Here is a 17,812-nt window from a genome sequence, read left to right as displayed (position 1 = left end):
TTTAAAGCATTAATAATCCCTTTATGGTTGCTCTTTATTTTACTTTATTATATTATAATATAAAAGGAGGAAAGTATGAAAAATTTTAAAATTTTAATAATATCTTTGATTACAATTTTGTTATTTACAGCTTGTGGGAAAAGTAAAAATCCTAATCAAGAAAAAAATACTGTCGAAAAAAATAAAATAGAAGATAAAGAAAAAACTGTGGCAAAGGAACCTGAAATAAATCTTTACATTGCCAGAGAAAATCTTGGAGAGTCCAGTGAAAAATTTCCTCTTTCACAAATTATTGGCGAAATAAATTTGAATCAGTATGAAAAACTTTTTAATAATGCAAACTTTACTGACAAAAAAATAGAGAAAAGCAAAAACAATGTAGGTGATGTAATAATTTCATCAAATTATAGAAAAATTAAATTTGCAAAAAAAGCTAAAAATAATATTTTTGAAAATGAAGAAATTAAAAAAAGTGGATCAAAAATAATTGAGTCCCAAATTTCTCTAAGAGATAAAGCTTTTTCATATTTGCTTTCAAATAAAATGCGAGAAATTGATAAGCCCAAAATGTCAGATGAACTTTGTGCTTATAGTACTTATTTTGTAAAGGACTTCTTTGAAGATGGAAAATTAATTTTACTTGCTAATGTATATAATTTAAATTATTCCTTTAAAGACGGAATATTTGAACAGGAATCTGGTTCTCATATTCCTATTGAATTTCAATACATATTAAATAAAGATAATAATTTTGTTTTTGACAAGGTAATTTATGCGCAAGATGGATCTTTGTATGCTCCTTCTATTAAAAAAATGGCTCGTGGCGATAAAATGACTTTTGATTATTTAATGAAAGAGGGCTATAACAAAGAAGACTACGATGAGTTAATGGATGATTTGTTTTATTTAGCTCAAGAAAAAGGGTTAGACAATTTTTCCCACAAACTAAAAGATATTCCTGGATATGAAAATGACGTAGTCTACATTGAAAAGGGTCCAAGACTAATTGAGGGCAATGTAGAAATCGCAAAGAAAAAGGATTATGAAGAAGCTAAAAAAACTGTAGGTAAAGATAGCTGGCCACACTGTGAAGGCATACTTTACAACAAAAAAACAGGCATTGCAGTAAAAACTTTTATAGATTATTTTGAGTAATTGAAAAACCCTTGATTAGAATTCTAAACAAGGGCTCTTTTGATTTTTTATTAATTTTTCTTACAAGCTTCAATAAATTTTTCAAAAATTTTATTCATACCTTTATCGTCGTACATCATTTCTGGATGCCATTGAACTGCTAAGGCAAACTTTTTGTCATCGAGATATACAGCTTCCACAAGTCCCTCTTCTGAAAGTGCTGCTTTTTTTAAATTTTTGCCAAGTTCATTTATGCCTTGATGGTGGTAGGAATTTGTCCAAATTTCATCTCTTCCAAAAATTTCATAAAGTGGAGAATCCTCTATAATATTTATTGAATGTGATGGTTCATTTCTAAGTGAATTGCTCATTGAATGTGCAGGAAAACCTGCTGATGGCAAGTCTTGGTAAATAGTTCCTCCTAAAGTGATATTTAAAATTTGAAGACCTCTACATATTCCAAGAAAAGGAATATCCCTTTCAAGTGCGTATTGTGTCATGAAAATTTCTTCATGATCTCTAAGGTTGTCAAATTTTCCAGCTTTTCCACTGTTTCTTTCATTATAAGTCCTTGGGTTTACATCGTGTCCACCAGATAAAAGCAATCCGTCAACTTTGTCTAGCACAATTCTCATGTCTTCCAAGTTCTTTACATTTGGTATTAATATTGGCACGCCGCCATTTCTTTCGATAGCTCTAATATAATCAGCTGCAATAAGTTGCCAATCTTGACCTTCCACTCCAATTTGTCCAACATCATTTTGAGAAATGTCTCTAAGTGAGTTTACAGAAATTCCTATAATTGGTTTCATAATCTTCCTCCCGTAATTTAATATCTTTATTATATCAAAGAGATGAAAAAATTGGTAATATATAAGATCTCTTTGTTTTGTTGATTCAAATTTTATGCTGATATATAATTAAAAAATTAGAGGTGTTTTATGAACTTAAGAAGACAGTTTTTCAAATTTGTGATCCCATCAATAATTGCCATGTGGGTCTTTTCAATTTACACAATTGTCGATGGATTTTTTGTGGCAAATTTTGCAGGCGAATTAGAATTATCTGCTGTAACAATAGTAATTCCATATGTAAACTTTCTCTTTGCTATTGCCATTATAACTGGTGTTGGGTCTCAAACTATAATTGGTATTGAACTTGGCAGGGGAAATAGAGATAAGGCAAATAAAGTTTTCACTTTTATAATCATTTTTATACTTGCCTTTGCAGTTCTTCTTTCTATTTTTGCGCTAATTTTTATGGATAAAATCATTCTATTTTTGGGTGCTGACTCTAATTTATTTCCACTTTCACACCAATATTTGTCTGTAATCGTGTTCTTCTCTCCCTTTTATATAATTTCTTATGCCTTTGAAGTTTTGGTAAAGGTAGATGGATATCCTAGAACTGCCATATTAGGAGCAATCTCCGCTTGCGTTACAAATATTGTTTTAGATTATATTTTAATTGACAAGTTTCAAATGGGTGTAAAAGGTGCTGCCTTTGCTACTGGCATTGCTCAATTTCTATCTTGCGTTATATTTTTTATTCACTTTAGATCTACCAAGGGCTACCTTCGCTTTATGAAAATAAAAATGAGTGCTAGAGAAATTTTTGATTATTTAAAAACCACAATAGCCTATGGTTTTGGCGAATTTATATCAGAACTAAACACCGCTACCTTTGTCTTCATTTTCAATCTATTTGTAATAAAATACATCTCCGCAGAATTTTTGTCTGCCTACGCAGTTATAAATTATATGTCTATTTTTGCAAACTCAACTTTCCAAGGAGTCTGCCACGGCACTCTTCCTCTTCTATCCTACTATCACGGATCACAGGAAAGAGAGAAAAGTTTAAAAATTATAAAAATGAGTTTCATTTTTATATCTATAATTGCAATTATAATGTATGCAATATCTTATTTTGGCGCAGAAAAACTATTCAATATGTTTTTAGAAAATAAGACTATGATTTCATCTTCTATTAGACCACTAAGGCTTTATGCTTTGATGTTTTTCTTAGCAGGAAGCAATTTGTTTATCGCATCACTTTCTTCCGCTATTGGAAACCCAAAATATTCAATTATAATAAATATTGTTAGAGGATCTATTTCTCTATTTATTTCTATTTATCTCTGCGTAAAAATTTTGGGAACAAGATATTTATTTCTAGGAGCCTTTGTGTCTGAATTTATAGTATTTTTAATCTCCCTTTATTCGTTAAAAAAGATGACTAAAAACCCTAACTTCAGAAGTTTAAATAAAAAAAGAAGTCAATAGTTTTGACTTCTCTTTAAGTTTATTCTTTTTAATCTAAGTACTTTTTAAATTCTTCTGGAATGTTTTCTTTTAAATAGCCCAGACCACAGATGTCTGGACCAACATGTGCTGCAATTGTGTGCCCTATCTCTAAGCACAAAAATTTATCATACCCTTTATCTTTTAATTTATCAATTAATGGATTTAAAATTTCTCTGTCATCTGCATAAACTGGAAAAACTCTGTCACTTCCATCTGAGGTGGATTTTTCAGAAATAATTTCTATCATTCTTTTATAGGATTTATTTTTCCCACGAACTACATCGGAAACATAAAGTTTTCCATCTTCATCGACTTCTATTATTGGAAGGATGTTTAAGACATTTGAAATTCTTGCCCTTGTCCTTGAAACTCTGCCGCCTTCGTAAAGGTATTTTAAATCAAAAACTGTAAAAATATGCTTAGTGTTTGCAACCAAGAATTCTATAAGGCTTGACACCTCTTCAAAGTTCGCACCATTTTTTGCAGCTAGTCCTGCGAAATAGGTTATTTGACCAAATCCAACTGATGCCGCAAGAGAGTCATAAACTTTTATTTTTACATTATACTTTTCTTCAACTTCTTTTTTTGCCATGTAAGCATTTTGAAAAGTTCCGCTAAGTCCAGACGAAAGTGTCATACAAATGATGTCTATTCCTTTTTCCGCAAGCTCTTCAAATTTTTTTAAATACTCATAATAAGTAATTTGACTTGTCTTAAAAAACTTTCCATTTCTCATATCTTGATAAATTTCTTGATTAGTAATTTCTTCGGGCAAGTCTTCGCCATTTTCATCTACGCTTTTTATTTTTAAAACATCTACACTCAGTTCTTTCAGCGTCCCTTTATCTAAATCGCATGAAGAGTCGGATATTATCTTAAAAGTCATTTTTCCCTCCTAGCTAGTCTCTGCTATTATTTTTATTGTATCTATTGTCTTATTTATTTCGTCCTCAGTGTTAAAATAGGAAAGTGATAGCCTCACTATGCCCCTTGTCTTTGTTCCAACTCTCTCGTGAAAAAGTGGTGCACAGTGTATTCCACCCCTAGAGGCAATTTTATTTATTTTATACATTCTCTTACAAATTTCGGATGATGGATAATCCTTGTAATTAAAGGAAACTATGCTTGAATCCTTTTCATTTGAAAATAATTTTATCCCTGGAATATCTCTTATACCGTAAAAAAGCTTTTGTCGCAATGCGTGAATTTTTTTTGAAACTCTTTCTATTCCAATTTCGTCGATAAATTTTACTCCTGCACCAAGTGCCAATATTGAGTGGAAATTAATTGTACCATATTCAAAAACATCTGGCATCTCAACTGGATTAAATCTATGAAAACTATTTACCCCACTGCCTCCAGTAAATACATTTTTAAATTTTTCCTCTGACAAATCTATTATTGCTCCAGTCCCTGTTGGTCCAAAAAGAGCCTTGTGTCCTGTTATGCAAAAAATTAATCTCGGATATTTTCTCTCGTTAAATTTTATCTTTGCAGTTCCTGCAACTTGTGCTCCGTCAATAATTACTAAAAGGTTATGGGCTATGGCAAATTCGTAAATATATTCTAAATCAGTTCGAACTCCACTTACATTGGACTCGGCAGTTATAACTATTGCCCTAGTATTGTCTTTTAAACAATTTTCAAGTTCCTTTAGTTTTAAATTGTAATTTTCATCAATGTCTATAAAGGAAAGCTCAACACCTCTATCTTCAAGTTGATATAGTGGCCTTAAAACAGAATTGTGTTCCGTTACGCTTGTAATTATGTGGTCGCCACTTTTAAAAAGTGAATTTAAAACTAAATTTAGTGAAGTAGTAACATTTGCCGTGAAGGCAATATTTAGTGGGTCTTCTACTCCAAAAAATTCTGCTATAATTTCTCTTACATCATAAACTCCTTCGCTGGAATTTATCGCCTCTTGGTAAAATCCACGAGAAGGATTTGAAAATTTTTGGCTTGCAATAGCTTCGTATAAAGTCCTTGAAACCACGTCTGGTTTTATAAGTGTAGTAGATGAATTATCTAAGTAAATCATTTTTCACCAATCTTTGTAATTTTTCTTCCGGAATCTTCTTTGAATTTATATATTCCCTTTGGCGAAATATTTTTTTCTTTCAAAAATTCTTTGGCAACTTCTATTTCACCCTCTAGCTTTATACAAAATCCACAACCCTTTGAAAGTTCTTCCGGAACAGGGATTACCCTCGCCCTTAATTTGTTTTTTCGAAGAATCCTCTCTGCCTTAATGGATCTATTTGAAGAATCAAAGGTCAAGATATGATATTCTAACATGGTTTTACAACTCTATAATTTGTCATTATTTCACAAATTCTATACATATTTGTTATTTCGCCAATTTTTAATTTATCTTTTAATTTATAGTTTTCAAGGCAAAGTCCACAAGATAAAATTTCCGTGCCCTTTTTTTCTAAATTTTTGAAATCTTCTACAGTTTTTTCATTTATTGTTGTTAAATGAACTCCATAATTGTAACACAAAATATATTTTGGATGTCTATCTTCTTCTGAAAGGGAATAAGTGAAAGATTCCATTAATTTTTTGGAAAATTCTTCTTCGCCAATACCAAGTTTGTCTGATGAAAAAATCACTACATACTCGTCATTAGTATTTTCAAAATTTTTAACATCTTCTATTTTTTTAAGATGGACTTCATAATCACTTTTAGAATTTTCAATAACACTTGCCTTATAGCCCAATTGGTCTGCCATCTTTTTCAAGTTTTCTGTTGCAACTTCGTTATCAACTTTTATTAATAATTCTTCTGCATTACTTTTACTAATTGCCCTTTTAGTCATAATAACTGGCTTTGGACAAGCGTATCCTCTTGCATCAATTTCCATTTATATCACCTTAAATTTTTTATTTTCCCTTGGAATTACACGACCAACATAAAAAGCTGGAATTCCATTTTTTTTCATTTCATCTAAAATTTTATCTGCTTCTTCTTTTTTCGCTGCAAATAAAAGACCCCCTGAAGTCTGTGGATCAAATAGAACTTCTTCTAGGGCAAAATCATCGAAAGTAAAGACAACTTCATCTTCTAGTGCCTTCCTATTTCTCTGTCCTCCTGCAGTAAATAAAAATTCACTGGCAGCTTCATAACTTCCTGGCAAAAAATTTATTTTATCTGCAAAAATTTCCACAGAATTTTCAGTGCATTCATCTAAATGACCTATTAAGCCAAATCCTGTAACATCTGTAACAGAGGAAACCTCATATTTTTTTAAAATTTCTGCTGCATATTTATTTAATGTAGTCATTTTATTTATTGCTTCTATGTAATTATTTTCTGATGTCATGCCTACGGAATAGGCGCTCATAACAAGACTCACGCCAAGTGGTTTTGTCAGAATAAAATAATCTCCCACTTCTGCACCATTGTTTTTCCAAATTTCACTATTTTTAACAATTCCCGTCACACATTGACCAAACTTTATCTTCTTATCGTGAATAGAATGTCCGCCCGTTATGGAAACCTCCGCTTCTCTGCAAACATCACTTGCACCTCGAAGGATTTCCCTTAAAATTTCGAGATTCTCTTCCTCTGGAAAACAAACTATGTTTAGTGCAAATTTTGGCTCTCCACCCATTGCATAGATGTCAGAAATTGCATTTGTTGAAGCAATCCTTCCAAAGTCGTAGGGATTTTTTACCATTGTAGAAAAAAAGTCTAAACTCTCAACAATTGAGATATCCTCGTTTATTTTGTATACACAAGCATCATCTCTCTTATCAAAACCCACAGTTATTTCTTCTCTTTTATAGGGCCTTAAATCTTTAAGAATGCTAGTTAAATCTTTGACTCCAATTTTTTCATTGCATCCGCCACAAACTTCAAGTTCTAAATTTAATTCTGACATTTTATCACCTTTAAATATTATATCACAGAGATGATTTTTCATATAACCTTTTATAAAAGTAAAAGTCCTACACACATTTAAAAAATTTATTTGATATAATAATTTCATGGAAATTAAATATATGAAAAAGGCAATCCATTACGCAAAGAAATCACTTTTATCAGATGATGTGCCCATTGGATGTGTAATAGTAAAAAATAATAAAATAATTGGATATGGATACAACAAAAAGGAGGAACTTCAATCCCCCATTGCTCATGCAGAAATTATGGCGATAAATATGGCGTCTAAAAATTTAAATTCCTATCACTTGGAAGGCTCAGACATCTATGTAACTTTAGAGCCATGTCTAATGTGTGTGGGGGCAATTTTAAATTCTAGAATTAGAAATTTGTATTTTGGTGCTAGAAACAAAAGATTTGGAGCAGTTGTTTCTCATCAGAAAATAGAAAAACTCATAACTAATCACAATATAAGTTATGAGTCTGGTATTTGCGAAAGAGAATGCGCAAATCTAATTACCGAATTTTTTTTAGAACTTAGGAATAGGTCTAAATAAAAATGTAGCATTATTTTGCAAAAATTCTAAAATATATTTATCGTAACTATTTTTTGTTAAAATAGCAATTATCATTCCAAGCATTGCCCCAATTATTACATCACTTGGATAATGTACAAAATGATAAATTCTTGATAGTGAAATTAATGTCGCAACAACTAGAAAAAATATTCCCATACCTCTAAAATAAAAATAGATAGTTAGTGCAGCGGCAAAGGATGAAGATGCGTGACCCGATGGAAAAGAAAAGTCTGTTGGATTCTTTATCAAAAGTTCGACCTTTGAAATCCAAGAAGGTCTTTTCCTTTTCAAAATATTCTTTAAAAGTAAATTGCATGCTATCCCGTTAAAAATTAATGCTAAAGCTATATTTATGCTCTCAACTCTAAAGCCAAGATAAAAAAGAATAAATGTTGTAAATAGCCAAATAGCACCACCTGTGCCGAGATGTGTTATTGCAATCATATATCTATTTAATGTTTCAGTCCTTATGCTAAGGAGCCAATCTAAAAATTTTTTATTCATCTGCACCTCTCGTAAAAAAAGGCCTATCATTAGGCCATATTTTACATTCTATTTTCTTTGTCAACCCATTCTTTAGCTTCTTCAACTTCTGCATCTGTTGGGATTTCAATTCCTGTTTTTGGATCTTTCCCTTTAGTTTTAGCATATACATCAGAATCTGGTCTATCTTCGGGTTTTATTTCCCTTTGTTGCTCCATGTTTGCTTTCATTTCTTTCTTTTTTGAATCAGAAAGAGTCTTTGAATTTTCAATTAAATTTTTTTCTTTTTTATCGTCCGTCATAATATCCCTCCATATATATATTATTACAAATAAAGTTTAAATACAATTCATTTAAGTAAAGTATTATAATATTTTTAGTAAAGTGTTTGACAAAATTATTTTGGGTATATATGTATCAAAATTAAATAGAATTTAGGAAGTGTTATATGTTAAAAGTTATTTTTAATAATTTAGGCGAGTACAAAAAGTATGCAGTGCTCTCGCCTTTTTTTGTTTTGTTAGAAGTTTTAACGAATACATCAATTCCCTTTTACATGACAAAAATTATTGATCAAGGCATACTAAAAAATTCAAGTAAAAATATAATTCATTTTGGCATTATATTATTTATATTTGCGGCAATTTCTCTTGCAACAGGTATAATTTCAGGTTATCTTGCTACAAAGGCTTCAAGTGGGCTTGCAAAAAATATGCGTTACTCCATGTTTGAGAACATTACAAATTTTTCTTTTGAAAACATGGACAAATTCAAGAGGGGAACTCTCATCACTAGAATGACTACTGATGTGCAAATGGTACAAATGGCATTCCAAATGACTACTAGAATGGCAATAAGGGCGCCTCTTACAACCATCTTTTGCTTCGTCATGAGTTTTAAACTATCCAAAGAACTTGCTCCAACCTTTGTAATTATAATTCCACTAATCGCCACTGGAATGGGACTTATTATCAAGGGAGCCTATCCAATTTTTGAAAGAGTTTTTGAAATCACAGACAAATTAAACACGGATGTATCAGAAAACTTGTCTGCAATTCGAGTTGTTAAGTCCTTTGTAAAAGAAGATAAGGAAATAAAAAAGTTTAATGATATTTCTGATGAACTTCAAAATAATTACATCAAGGCGGAGAAGCTTCTTGCCTTTACAAATCCACTTATGAATTTTTCCACATATCTTATGACTATTTTAATTGCATGGCTTGGTAGTCATTTCATCGTGGCTGGAAACATGAGCACGGGTGCGCTAACAGGTCTTGTAACTTATGCAATTCAAATTCAAATTTCACTTATGATGCTTTCAATGATTACCGTACAAATTACCATCGCTAGAAATTCAATTGTTCGTATAAATGAAGTAATTGCCACAAAACCATCTATATTTAGTCCTGAAAATGCTGTAAGTGAAGTGAAAAATGGAGAAATTGTTTTTGACAATGTTTATTTTTCTTATTCAGGTGATTTAGACAAATCAGTTTTAGAAAATATCAATTTAAAGATAAACTCTGGAGACTATGTTGGCATAATTGGTCCAACAGGATCTGGTAAATCCACTCTCATAAGTTTAATAGCAAGACTATTTGACACTACAAGTGGCGAAGTATATGTTGGTGGAAAAAACGTTAGAAATTATGATCTTGTAGCTCTTAGAGACCAAGTATCTGTCGTTTTACAAAAAAATCAACTATTCACTGGCACACTTCGTGAAAATTTAAAATGGGCTAATGAAAATTTATCCGATGAAGAATTAAAAGAAGCTCTTTACATTGCATCATGCGACGACTTCATTGATCCAGAAAAGGATCTCGATATGACTGTACAAAGAGGTGGTACTAACTTTTCTGGTGGACAAAAACAGAGAATTTCTATTGCAAGGTCTATTTTAAAAAACCCGAAAATTTTAATTATGGATGACTCAACTTCAGCCCTAGACAATAAAACCGAAGAAAAAATAATTAATTCTCTAAACAATTTAAGGCCGGATATGACAAAAATTTTGATTTCACAAAAAATTAAATCACTAAAAAATACGGATTACACCATTGTCATGGATTCAGGTGAAATAGAGAACATTGGAACACACGAAAATTTAATTAAAAATAGTCCAATTTATAAAGAAATCAATGAAACTCAAGAAAGCGACGGTGATTTTGATGCGAAAGAATAAGACAAAAATTACATCTCCAGAAAATAAAGCTGCAGCAAAAAAATTATTTTCCTTTATTTTTAAAAGACATAAATATAAACTCCTAGCAGTTTCTTTATTTGTAATAATTTCATCCTTTGCCACGATTTCCGTTTCACTTTTCATGAGATTTTTAATAGATGATTATGTACTACCACTTTTAAAAACTGATGTCCCTGATTTTTCAAATCTCTTGGACTTGCTAATTAAAATGTCTTTATTCTTGGCAATTGGTGTGCTCTCATCCTTTGCATATTCAAGACTAATGGTTTACATTTCCGAGAACACTCTTGGCGATATTAGAAAGATGATGTTCAAAAAGATGCAATCTCTTCCCGTATCTTACTTCGATAGCAAAAGTCACGGTGACATTATGAGTTATTATACAAATGATGTAAGAGCACTTGGAGATATGATTTCCCAATCTTTTCCTTCTTTTGTATCATCACTTATGACAATAACAATGGTTTTAATTGCCATGTTTTCTCAATCTGTATTTTTGTCTCTTATAATAATTCTTACAGTTGGACTTATGATTTTTGTAATGAATGTAATTGGCGGAAAATCCTCTCATTATTTTATGAGCCAACAAAATTCTCTAGCAAAAACCAATGGATACATCGAAGAAATGACTGACGGACTAAAAGTCATAAAAGTTTTTAATCACGAAGAAGCTGCGAAAAAAGACTTCAAAATTATAAATGAAGAACTAATGAAAAACACAATGATTGCAAATAGATTGGGTCTTTTCCTTTTCCCAATGATTTTTGGAATTGGAAATTTTCAATACATTTTATTTGCATTAATCGGTGGACTAATGGCAGTACACGGCGGCTTTGGTATTACTGTCGGTGTAGTTGCATCCTTCTTACAATTATCAAGAACTATTACAGGTCCCATGGGTCAAATCGGCGGCAATATAAACTCCGTTGTTCTTGCAATTGCAGGCGCAAGAAGAATTTTTGACTTCTTAGAAGTTAGTCCCGAAGACTATTCTGGTGATGTAGAAAAAGTTGTGCGTGAAGTTAATGGAAAAGAAAAATATTTTTGGCATGACCTTGCCACAGATGAATACAGAGAACTTTTGGGCGACATTAAATTTAATGATGTGTCCTTCTCTTATGACGGCAAGAATAAGATCCTTAAAAATCTAAATCTATATGCAAAACCAGGGCAAAAAGTTGCCTTCGTTGGTGCAACTGGTGCAGGAAAAACCACAATCACACACTTAATAAATAGGTTTTACGACATTGACAGTGGTGAAATTACCTTTGATGGCTTCGATATAAAGAGAATAAGAAAGAAAGACCTTCGCTCATCACTTGGTATGGTCCTTCAAGATACACATTTATTTACAGGTACAATTGCAGAAAACATAAATTATTCCGTAGATGAAGTTGACATGGAAAAGACTATTGCAGCTGCCAAGAGAACTAACGCCCATAATTTTATAAAAAATCTAAAGGATGGCTACGACACAATTATCACTGGAGCAGGTGGCGAATTGTCTGAAGGTCAAATGCAACTATTATCCATAGCTAGAGCAGAAATTTTTAATCCACCAGTAATGATTCTCGATGAGGCAACTTCCTCCATAGACTCTCATACAGAAAAAATTGTGCAAAATGGAATGGACGAAATTATGAAAGGCAGAACAACCTTTGTAATCGCCCACAGACTTTCAACTATTATGAATTCCAATGTAATAATAGTTTTACAAAATGGAGAAATTGTAGAAAGAGGAGACCATAAAGATTTACTTGAACAGAAAGGAATTTATTACAACCTCTACACAGGCGGCTTCGACAATGAATAGAACTAAAGTCATAAAATAGACTTTTGATTTTACGCAGACTATAAAAATCAAGAACAAAAACTAATTTATAATAAAATTTATGAAGTATAGCCTTCCTAAAAATGATAGGCTAAATACAATATATGTACAAAAAAATTCCTTAGAGTTAATTTTCTAAGGAATTTTTAATTACAATACAGCTTGTAAAAATTTTTTCGTGTTTTCATTTTTTGTTTCATAAAAGATATAGTTTGGATCACCTATATCTTCTACGATGCCATTTTTCATAAATACAATTTTATCAGAAATTTCTCTCGCAAAACCCATTTCATGAGTAACTATTATCATAGTAAGACCCTTTTTTGCAAGGGCTTTTATTACATTTAAAACTTCTTTTACCATTTCTGGATCAAGGGCTGATGTTGGTTCATCAAACAAAAGTACCTCCGGTTTATTTGCAAGAGCTCTTGCTATGGCAACCCTTTGCTTTTGACCTCCAGATAGAGAATCTGGATATGCGTACACTTTATCTTCTAAACCCATACTTTTTAGAATGGCAATTGTATTTTCCTTTGCAGATTTTTCATCTTCACCTTTAACTTTTATTGGTGCTAAAGTAATATTCTCAATTACAGATTTATTGGGAAATAAATTAAAATTTTGAAAAACCATTCCAATTTTTAATCTTATTTTTTCTAAATTGGGATTTGCACCAGTTATTTCATAGCCATCAAGAAAGATTTTTCCATCATCACATTTTTCTAAGAGATTAATTGTACGAAGGAGAGTTGATTTTCCTGATCCACTTGCTCCAATTATTGTTGTAACAGTTGAATCTTTAATGTCTAAGTTTATTCCCTTTAAAACTTCTTTATCTCCAAAGGATTTATATAAATTCTCAATTTTTATCATATTTCCCCTCCACAAATTTTAGTAATCTCGTAAGAGTAAAAGTAATTGCAAAATAAAGCATTGATCCAATTATAAGTGGCTCTAAAGATTTATAAGATGAACCTCTAGCTAAGTTTACATTGTACATAATATCTGTAACACCTATTGTAGATATAATTGAAGTCTCTTTTATTACTGCAATAAATTCATTTGCAAGAGCTGGAAGTATATTTTTTGTAGCTTGTGGAAGAATAACCTCCTCCATTGCTAAAGATTTTTTCATTCCTAGAGAAATTGCCGCTTCCATTTGACCTTTGTCAATTGCGTTTATACCAGATCTAATAATTTCAGATACATAAGCCGCAGAGTTTAAACTCACTGCAATAACTCCTGTTACATAAGCAAAGGATGAAATTGAAATCCCAAAACTTTTAAAATTTATAATACTTGCCAATCCAAAGAATACAAAAAATACTTGAGTAAGCATTGGTGTTCCTCTTATTATTTCAATGTATAAATTTGCAAAGATACTTAGACTTTTTATTTCCGAAGATTTCATCAAATATAAAAATAATCCAAATATAGAACCTAAAATTACAGATATAAGGGAAAGTGAAATAGTAGTCAAAAGTCCCTTTATATAATAGGAGCTGTACTTTTCAAAAATTTCTACTGTCGTGTTAAAAAAATTTATAATTAAATTGCCAAATATAAAGATAAAAATTACAAAGGCAAAAATTACTAAATAATTAATTATATTATTTTTTGAAAGTTTTTTATTTTCCAGTTTATATATATTTTCCATGAAACACCTACTTTGTTGAAAGTTCTAGTGCATCTTCATAATATTTTTCAAGCTTGCCTTCCTTTTCTAATCGGTCTAGCGTTTTGTTTACTACTTCTAAAAGTTCGTCATCGCCTTTTTTAAGACCAATAGCAGTTCCGCTAGTTTCAGCCTTAAAATAAAAACTATTTTCCATCTTTAAATTTTTATTGGAAAGTTCATAATTATCTCCAACACTTTTTTCAACTATTATTCCATCGATCAAGCCTTGATTTAATTGTGCAATTAAATCTGGTGTCTTTGGTAGTGAAACAATATTTTTAATCTTTAAATTTTTTGCAATTTCCTCTTGAACTGTCGCTGTCTGAACTCCAATAGTTAAATCAACAACACTCTTTTCATCTTTATATTTTCCTAAATCCTTAGAATTTACTAATAAATAATTTTTTGGGTCGTAATAAACCTTTGAAAATAAAATTGATTTTTCTCTTTCAGGAGTCTTTGAAATTCCAGAAAGGGCAAGGTCAATTACGCCAGAGTCTAAACTTGCAAGTACAGATGAAAATTCCATATCTGAGATTTCAAGTTTTACTCCAAGATCCTTTGCAATTTCTTCTGCAATGAAAACATCAAATCCAACAATTTTATCTTTTCCATCGATGTTTTTGTGAAATTCAAAAGGTGGATAGTTTGCATTGCATCCCATTACAATTTTCCCAGATTTTTTAATATCATTTATTCTTGCATTAGAATTACCATTAGACTTATTTAAAAATAATGCCACAAATAAAATAAGGGCAGCTAAAACTATTACTGATATACTTATTATTTTTTTCATTTTTTTCCTCCAAATTTTAAAGTTTTGAAATTTGGAGGAAAAAGATGAAAAATAATAATTATAAAAAAGTTGCCCTAGCATATTCAGGTGGTCTTGACACGTCTATAATAATTCCATGGCTAAAGGAAAATTATAACTGCGAGGTTATAGCAGTCGTTGGAAATGTTGGACAAAAAACTGAAATTGAAGGTCTTGAAGAAAAGGCAATAAAAACAGGAGCTTCAAAAATTTATATAGTAGATCTTGTGGATGAATATGTTAAGGACTTTGTATTTCCAACTTTAAAAATTGGTGCAAAGTACGAAAAGAATTATCTTCTTGGAACTGCAACAGCAAGACCTCTAATAGCAAAAGCACTAGTTGAAATTGCAAAAAAAGAAAATTGTGATGCTATTTGTCATGGATGTACTGGTAAAGGTAATGATCAAGTTCGTTTTGAAATGGGAATAAAACACTTTGCACCAGAAATGCCAATAATTGCACCTTGGAGAATTTGGGATATAAAATCTCGTGAAGAGGAAATTGATTACGCAGAAGAACACAATATTCCACTTAAAATTTCAAGGGAAACAAATTATTCTAAAGATCTAAATATAATGCATCTATCCCACGAAGGTCTTGATCTTGAAAATCCAGAAAATTATCCAGATTATGATAAAATTTTAGAACTTTCAGTATCGCCAATGAAGGCAAAGGATGAAGTTTTTGACTTAGAAATTGAATTTCAAAGTGGAGAAGCTACTGCAGTAAATGGAGAAAAAATGACACCTGCAAATCTTTTAAAATATTTGAATAAGATTGGCGGCGAAAATGGAATTGGTATTGATGATATAGTTGAAAATCGTCTTGTGGGAATGAAAAGCCGTGGAGTTTACGAAAATCCAGGTGAAGCAATATTATATAAGGCACTTGAAATTTTGGAATCCATCACTTTAGACAAAGATTCTGCACATCTTAAAAATTATTTATCAATTAAATTTTCCGATCTTGTATACGACGGAAAATGGTATTCAAATTCTTTAAGGGGTCTTCTTGCCTTTAGCAACGAAATTTCAAAAAATGTAACTGGTAAGGTTAAACTAAAACTTTACAAGGGAAATATAATCCCCGCAGGAGTAAGCTCTAAATATTCACTTTATAACGAGGACTTGGCTTCCTTTGGAGATGGTGCAGAAAACTTATATTCTCACAAAGATGCCGAAGGATTTATTAATTTATATTCACTATCTACAGTTGTTGATGCAAAGATAAATAAAGGAGTTTAATATGTATTTATGGGGCAGTCACTTAGATGGACTTGAAAATTTTGCACATGAATTCAATAAGTCCATTGACTTCGATAAAATTTTATTTGAGGAAGATATAATAGGTTCTCTTGCTCATGTAAAAATGCTCAGTAAAGTTGGAATAATAACGCAAAACGAAGAAAAAATTATTTCACGCGAACTTCAAAATATTTTAGACGAAATAAAAGAAGGAAAACTTGAAATTAATTTAAAGGAAGAAGACATCCATTCTTTTGTGGAAAATGAGCTAACAAAAAGAGTGGGTGTTGTTGGAAAAAAACTTCACACAGCTAGGTCAAGAAATGATCAATGTGCCTTAGATTTAAGATTATATCCTAAAAAATCATTAGAAAAAATTAAAATAAAGTTATTGGAATTAATTGAAACAATTATTGATTTAGCTGAAAAAAATATAGAAACAATAATGCCTGGTTTCACTCATATGCAGCATGCTCAAGTAACAACTTTTGCTCACTATATTTTAAGTTATGCCCAAATGTTTTATAGGGATCTTAATAGATTAGAAGATACTTTTAATAGATTAGATGAAAATCCCCTTGGAAGCTGTGCTCTTGTTACAACAAGTTTTAACATCGATAGATTTATGACTTCAAAACTATTGGGATTTAAAAAGCCAACAGAAAATTCTATGGATTCCGTTTCTGATAGAGATTATGTACTTGAAATTTTATTTAACAATTCTGTAATTATGACACATCTTTCAAGACTTTGTGAGGAACTAATTTATTTTTCCAGTAGTGAGTATAATTTTGTTAAATTTTCTGATAAATTTTCTACTGGTTCAAGTATAATGCCTCAAAAGAAAAATCCTGACATGGCTGAATTAATAAGGGGCAAAAGCGATAGATGTTATGGAGATTTATTCGCACTTTTTACAGTTTTAAAGGGCACGCCTCTTTCTTATAATAAGGATTTTCAAGAAGACAAGGAACCTCTTTTTGATTCAGTAAAAACAGTTTTTAATTCTTTAAAAATTATGAAGGGGATTTTAAATACAATTTATATTAATAAGGAAAAAATGAAAAATTCTGCTGAAAAAGGATTTTTAAATGCAACAGATTTAGCTGATTATTTAGTATTAAAGGGCATAGCTTTTCGTGAAGCTTATAGCGTAGTTGGTCAAATTGTTAATTATTCAATAGAAAAAAACTTAAAACTTGAAGATATAAGTTTAAAAAAATATAAGGAATTTCATAAAGTTTTTGAAAAAGATCTTTATGATTTTATAACAATAGAAAAATCTTTAGAAAATCGCAATGTTTATGGTGGTCCTGCAAAGGATGCAGTAAATATTCAAATAAATAATTTAAAAAATTTTATAAGCAAAATAAAATAATTTCAAATAAGTGAACTGACCCACAAAACTAGAGTTAAAATCTAACTTTAAAAGGTCAGTTTTTTATTACAAACTATTGCGGATTTTTAAAAGTTTTTTGAAAACATAATAAAATTTGTTGATTTCATACAATGTTTTATATTTGTTTAAAAGCCACTTAAAAAAGTAGCTTTTAAACATCCTTTTATTTTTCTATTATTCTTGATCCATTCCTTCTACATAAAATTCTTGGAATAATTCTTCAAGTGATGGCATATCTTCTTTAATAGGTCTT

18 protein-coding genes are annotated in these 17,812 nt (G+C 30.7%); 7 read left to right on the top strand and 11 right to left on the bottom strand.

The window, feature by feature from the left end:
* Positions 1-75 precede the first annotated feature (75 nt).
* Positions 76-1,155 carry a hypothetical protein gene (locus MR285_RS03375; protein WP_293558029.1) on the top strand — a complete coding sequence of 360 codons (1,080 nt, stop codon included), beginning with the start codon at positions 76-78 and terminating at the stop codon, positions 1,153-1,155.
* Between the two features lie 50 nt (positions 1,156-1,205).
* Here MR285_RS03375 and MR285_RS03370 read toward each other — a convergent pair whose 3' ends face one another.
* Positions 1,206-1,946 carry a gamma-glutamyl-gamma-aminobutyrate hydrolase family protein gene (locus MR285_RS03370; RefSeq protein ID WP_293558027.1) on the bottom strand — a complete coding sequence of 247 codons (741 nt, stop codon included), beginning with the start codon at positions 1,944-1,946 and terminating at the stop codon, positions 1,206-1,208.
* Positions 1,947-2,075: 129 nt separating this feature from the next.
* Between MR285_RS03370 and MR285_RS03365 the strand changes: the two genes are divergently transcribed.
* Positions 2,076-3,416: an MATE family efflux transporter gene (locus MR285_RS03365; protein ID WP_293558025.1), complete on the top strand. Its 1,341-nt coding sequence runs from the start codon at positions 2,076-2,078 to the stop codon at positions 3,414-3,416.
* Positions 3,417-3,444: 28 nt separating this feature from the next.
* Here MR285_RS03365 and MR285_RS03360 read toward each other — a convergent pair whose 3' ends face one another.
* The 5 genes from MR285_RS03360 to selD are packed head-to-tail and all read right to left on the bottom strand — an operon-like array spanning position 3,445 to position 7,321.
* Positions 3,445-4,323, bottom strand: a complete 879-nt coding sequence (locus MR285_RS03360) for a DegV family protein (RefSeq protein ID WP_293558023.1) — start codon at positions 4,321-4,323, stop codon at positions 3,445-3,447.
* Between the two features lie 9 nt (positions 4,324-4,332).
* Entirely contained in the window at positions 4,333-5,475 is a 1,143-nt protein-coding gene (locus tag MR285_RS03355; RefSeq protein ID WP_293558021.1) for an aminotransferase class V-fold PLP-dependent enzyme, read from the bottom strand.
* Positions 5,472-5,732: a DUF3343 domain-containing protein gene (locus MR285_RS03350; protein WP_293558019.1), complete on the bottom strand. Its 261-nt coding sequence runs from the start codon at positions 5,730-5,732 to the stop codon at positions 5,472-5,474. The genes MR285_RS03355 and MR285_RS03350 overlap by 4 nt, the downstream gene beginning before the upstream one ends.
* A complete protein-coding gene (gene yedF, locus MR285_RS03345; protein ID WP_293558017.1) occupies positions 5,726-6,301 on the bottom strand; it encodes a sulfurtransferase-like selenium metabolism protein YedF in 576 nt (191 codons plus the stop codon). The genes MR285_RS03350 and yedF overlap by 7 nt, the downstream gene beginning before the upstream one ends.
* A complete protein-coding gene (selD, locus tag MR285_RS03340) occupies positions 6,302-7,321 on the bottom strand; it encodes a selenide, water dikinase SelD (protein WP_293558015.1) in 1,020 nt (339 codons plus the stop codon).
* 121 nt (positions 7,322-7,442) lie between these two features.
* Here selD and MR285_RS03335 point away from each other — a divergent pair, with 121 nt between their 5' ends.
* Positions 7,443-7,880, top strand: a complete 438-nt coding sequence (locus MR285_RS03335; RefSeq protein WP_293558013.1) for a nucleoside deaminase — start codon at positions 7,443-7,445, stop codon at positions 7,878-7,880.
* On the opposite strand, the gene MR285_RS03330 is transcribed toward MR285_RS03335, so the two are convergent.
* Both MR285_RS03330 and MR285_RS03325 read right to left on the bottom strand, forming a co-directional pair.
* A complete protein-coding gene (locus MR285_RS03330; RefSeq protein WP_293558011.1) occupies positions 7,854-8,405 on the bottom strand; it encodes a phosphatase PAP2 family protein in 552 nt (183 codons plus the stop codon). The genes MR285_RS03335 and MR285_RS03330 overlap by 27 nt on opposite strands.
* Positions 8,406-8,446: 41 nt before the next feature.
* A complete protein-coding gene (locus MR285_RS03325) occupies positions 8,447-8,686 on the bottom strand; it encodes a DUF3787 domain-containing protein (protein ID WP_293558009.1) in 240 nt (79 codons plus the stop codon).
* A 146-nt stretch (positions 8,687-8,832) separates the two neighbouring features.
* On the opposite strand from MR285_RS03325, the gene MR285_RS03320 reads away from it, so the two are divergent.
* Positions 8,833-10,569: an ABC transporter ATP-binding protein gene (locus tag MR285_RS03320; protein ID WP_293558007.1), complete on the top strand. Its 1,737-nt coding sequence runs from the start codon at positions 8,833-8,835 to the stop codon at positions 10,567-10,569.
* Complete coding sequence (locus MR285_RS03315; protein WP_293558005.1) at positions 10,556-12,403, top strand: ABC transporter ATP-binding protein; 1,848 nt, start codon at positions 10,556-10,558, stop codon at positions 12,401-12,403. The genes MR285_RS03320 and MR285_RS03315 overlap by 14 nt, the downstream gene beginning before the upstream one ends.
* A gap of 168 nt (positions 12,404-12,571) precedes the next feature.
* Here MR285_RS03315 and MR285_RS03310 read toward each other — a convergent pair whose 3' ends face one another.
* From MR285_RS03310 to MR285_RS03300, 3 genes are read right to left on the bottom strand one after another with little or no spacing between them, the layout of a single operon-like run.
* Positions 12,572-13,294 carry an amino acid ABC transporter ATP-binding protein gene (locus MR285_RS03310; protein WP_293558003.1) on the bottom strand — a complete coding sequence of 241 codons (723 nt, stop codon included), beginning with the start codon at positions 13,292-13,294 and terminating at the stop codon, positions 12,572-12,574.
* Positions 13,281-14,078 carry an amino acid ABC transporter permease gene (locus MR285_RS03305; protein WP_293558001.1) on the bottom strand — a complete coding sequence of 266 codons (798 nt, stop codon included), beginning with the start codon at positions 14,076-14,078 and terminating at the stop codon, positions 13,281-13,283. Before MR285_RS03305 ends, MR285_RS03310 begins: the two co-directional genes overlap by 14 nt.
* Positions 14,079-14,085: 7 nt before the next feature.
* Entirely contained in the window at positions 14,086-14,895 is an 810-nt protein-coding gene (locus MR285_RS03300) for a transporter substrate-binding domain-containing protein (protein ID WP_293557999.1), read from the bottom strand.
* Between the two features lie 44 nt (positions 14,896-14,939).
* Here MR285_RS03300 and MR285_RS03295 point away from each other — a divergent pair, with 44 nt between their 5' ends.
* Positions 14,940-16,160 (top strand): argininosuccinate synthase, encoded by a 1,221-nt coding sequence (locus MR285_RS03295; RefSeq protein WP_293557997.1) that lies wholly within the window; start codon positions 14,940-14,942, stop codon positions 16,158-16,160.
* 1 nt (position 16,161) lies between these two features.
* Positions 16,162-17,538, top strand: a complete 1,377-nt coding sequence (gene argH / locus MR285_RS03290; protein ID WP_293557995.1) for an argininosuccinate lyase — start codon at positions 16,162-16,164, stop codon at positions 17,536-17,538.
* Positions 17,539-17,812: the final 274 nt, after the last annotated feature.

The sequence above is a fragment of the Peptoniphilus sp. genome, assembly GCF_022767005.1.
Classification (GTDB): domain Bacteria; phylum Bacillota; class Clostridia; order Tissierellales; family Peptoniphilaceae; genus Peptoniphilus_A.
The sequence above is the reverse complement of the archived record's forward strand: the minus strand, read 5'-3'. Positions and strand labels throughout refer to the sequence as shown.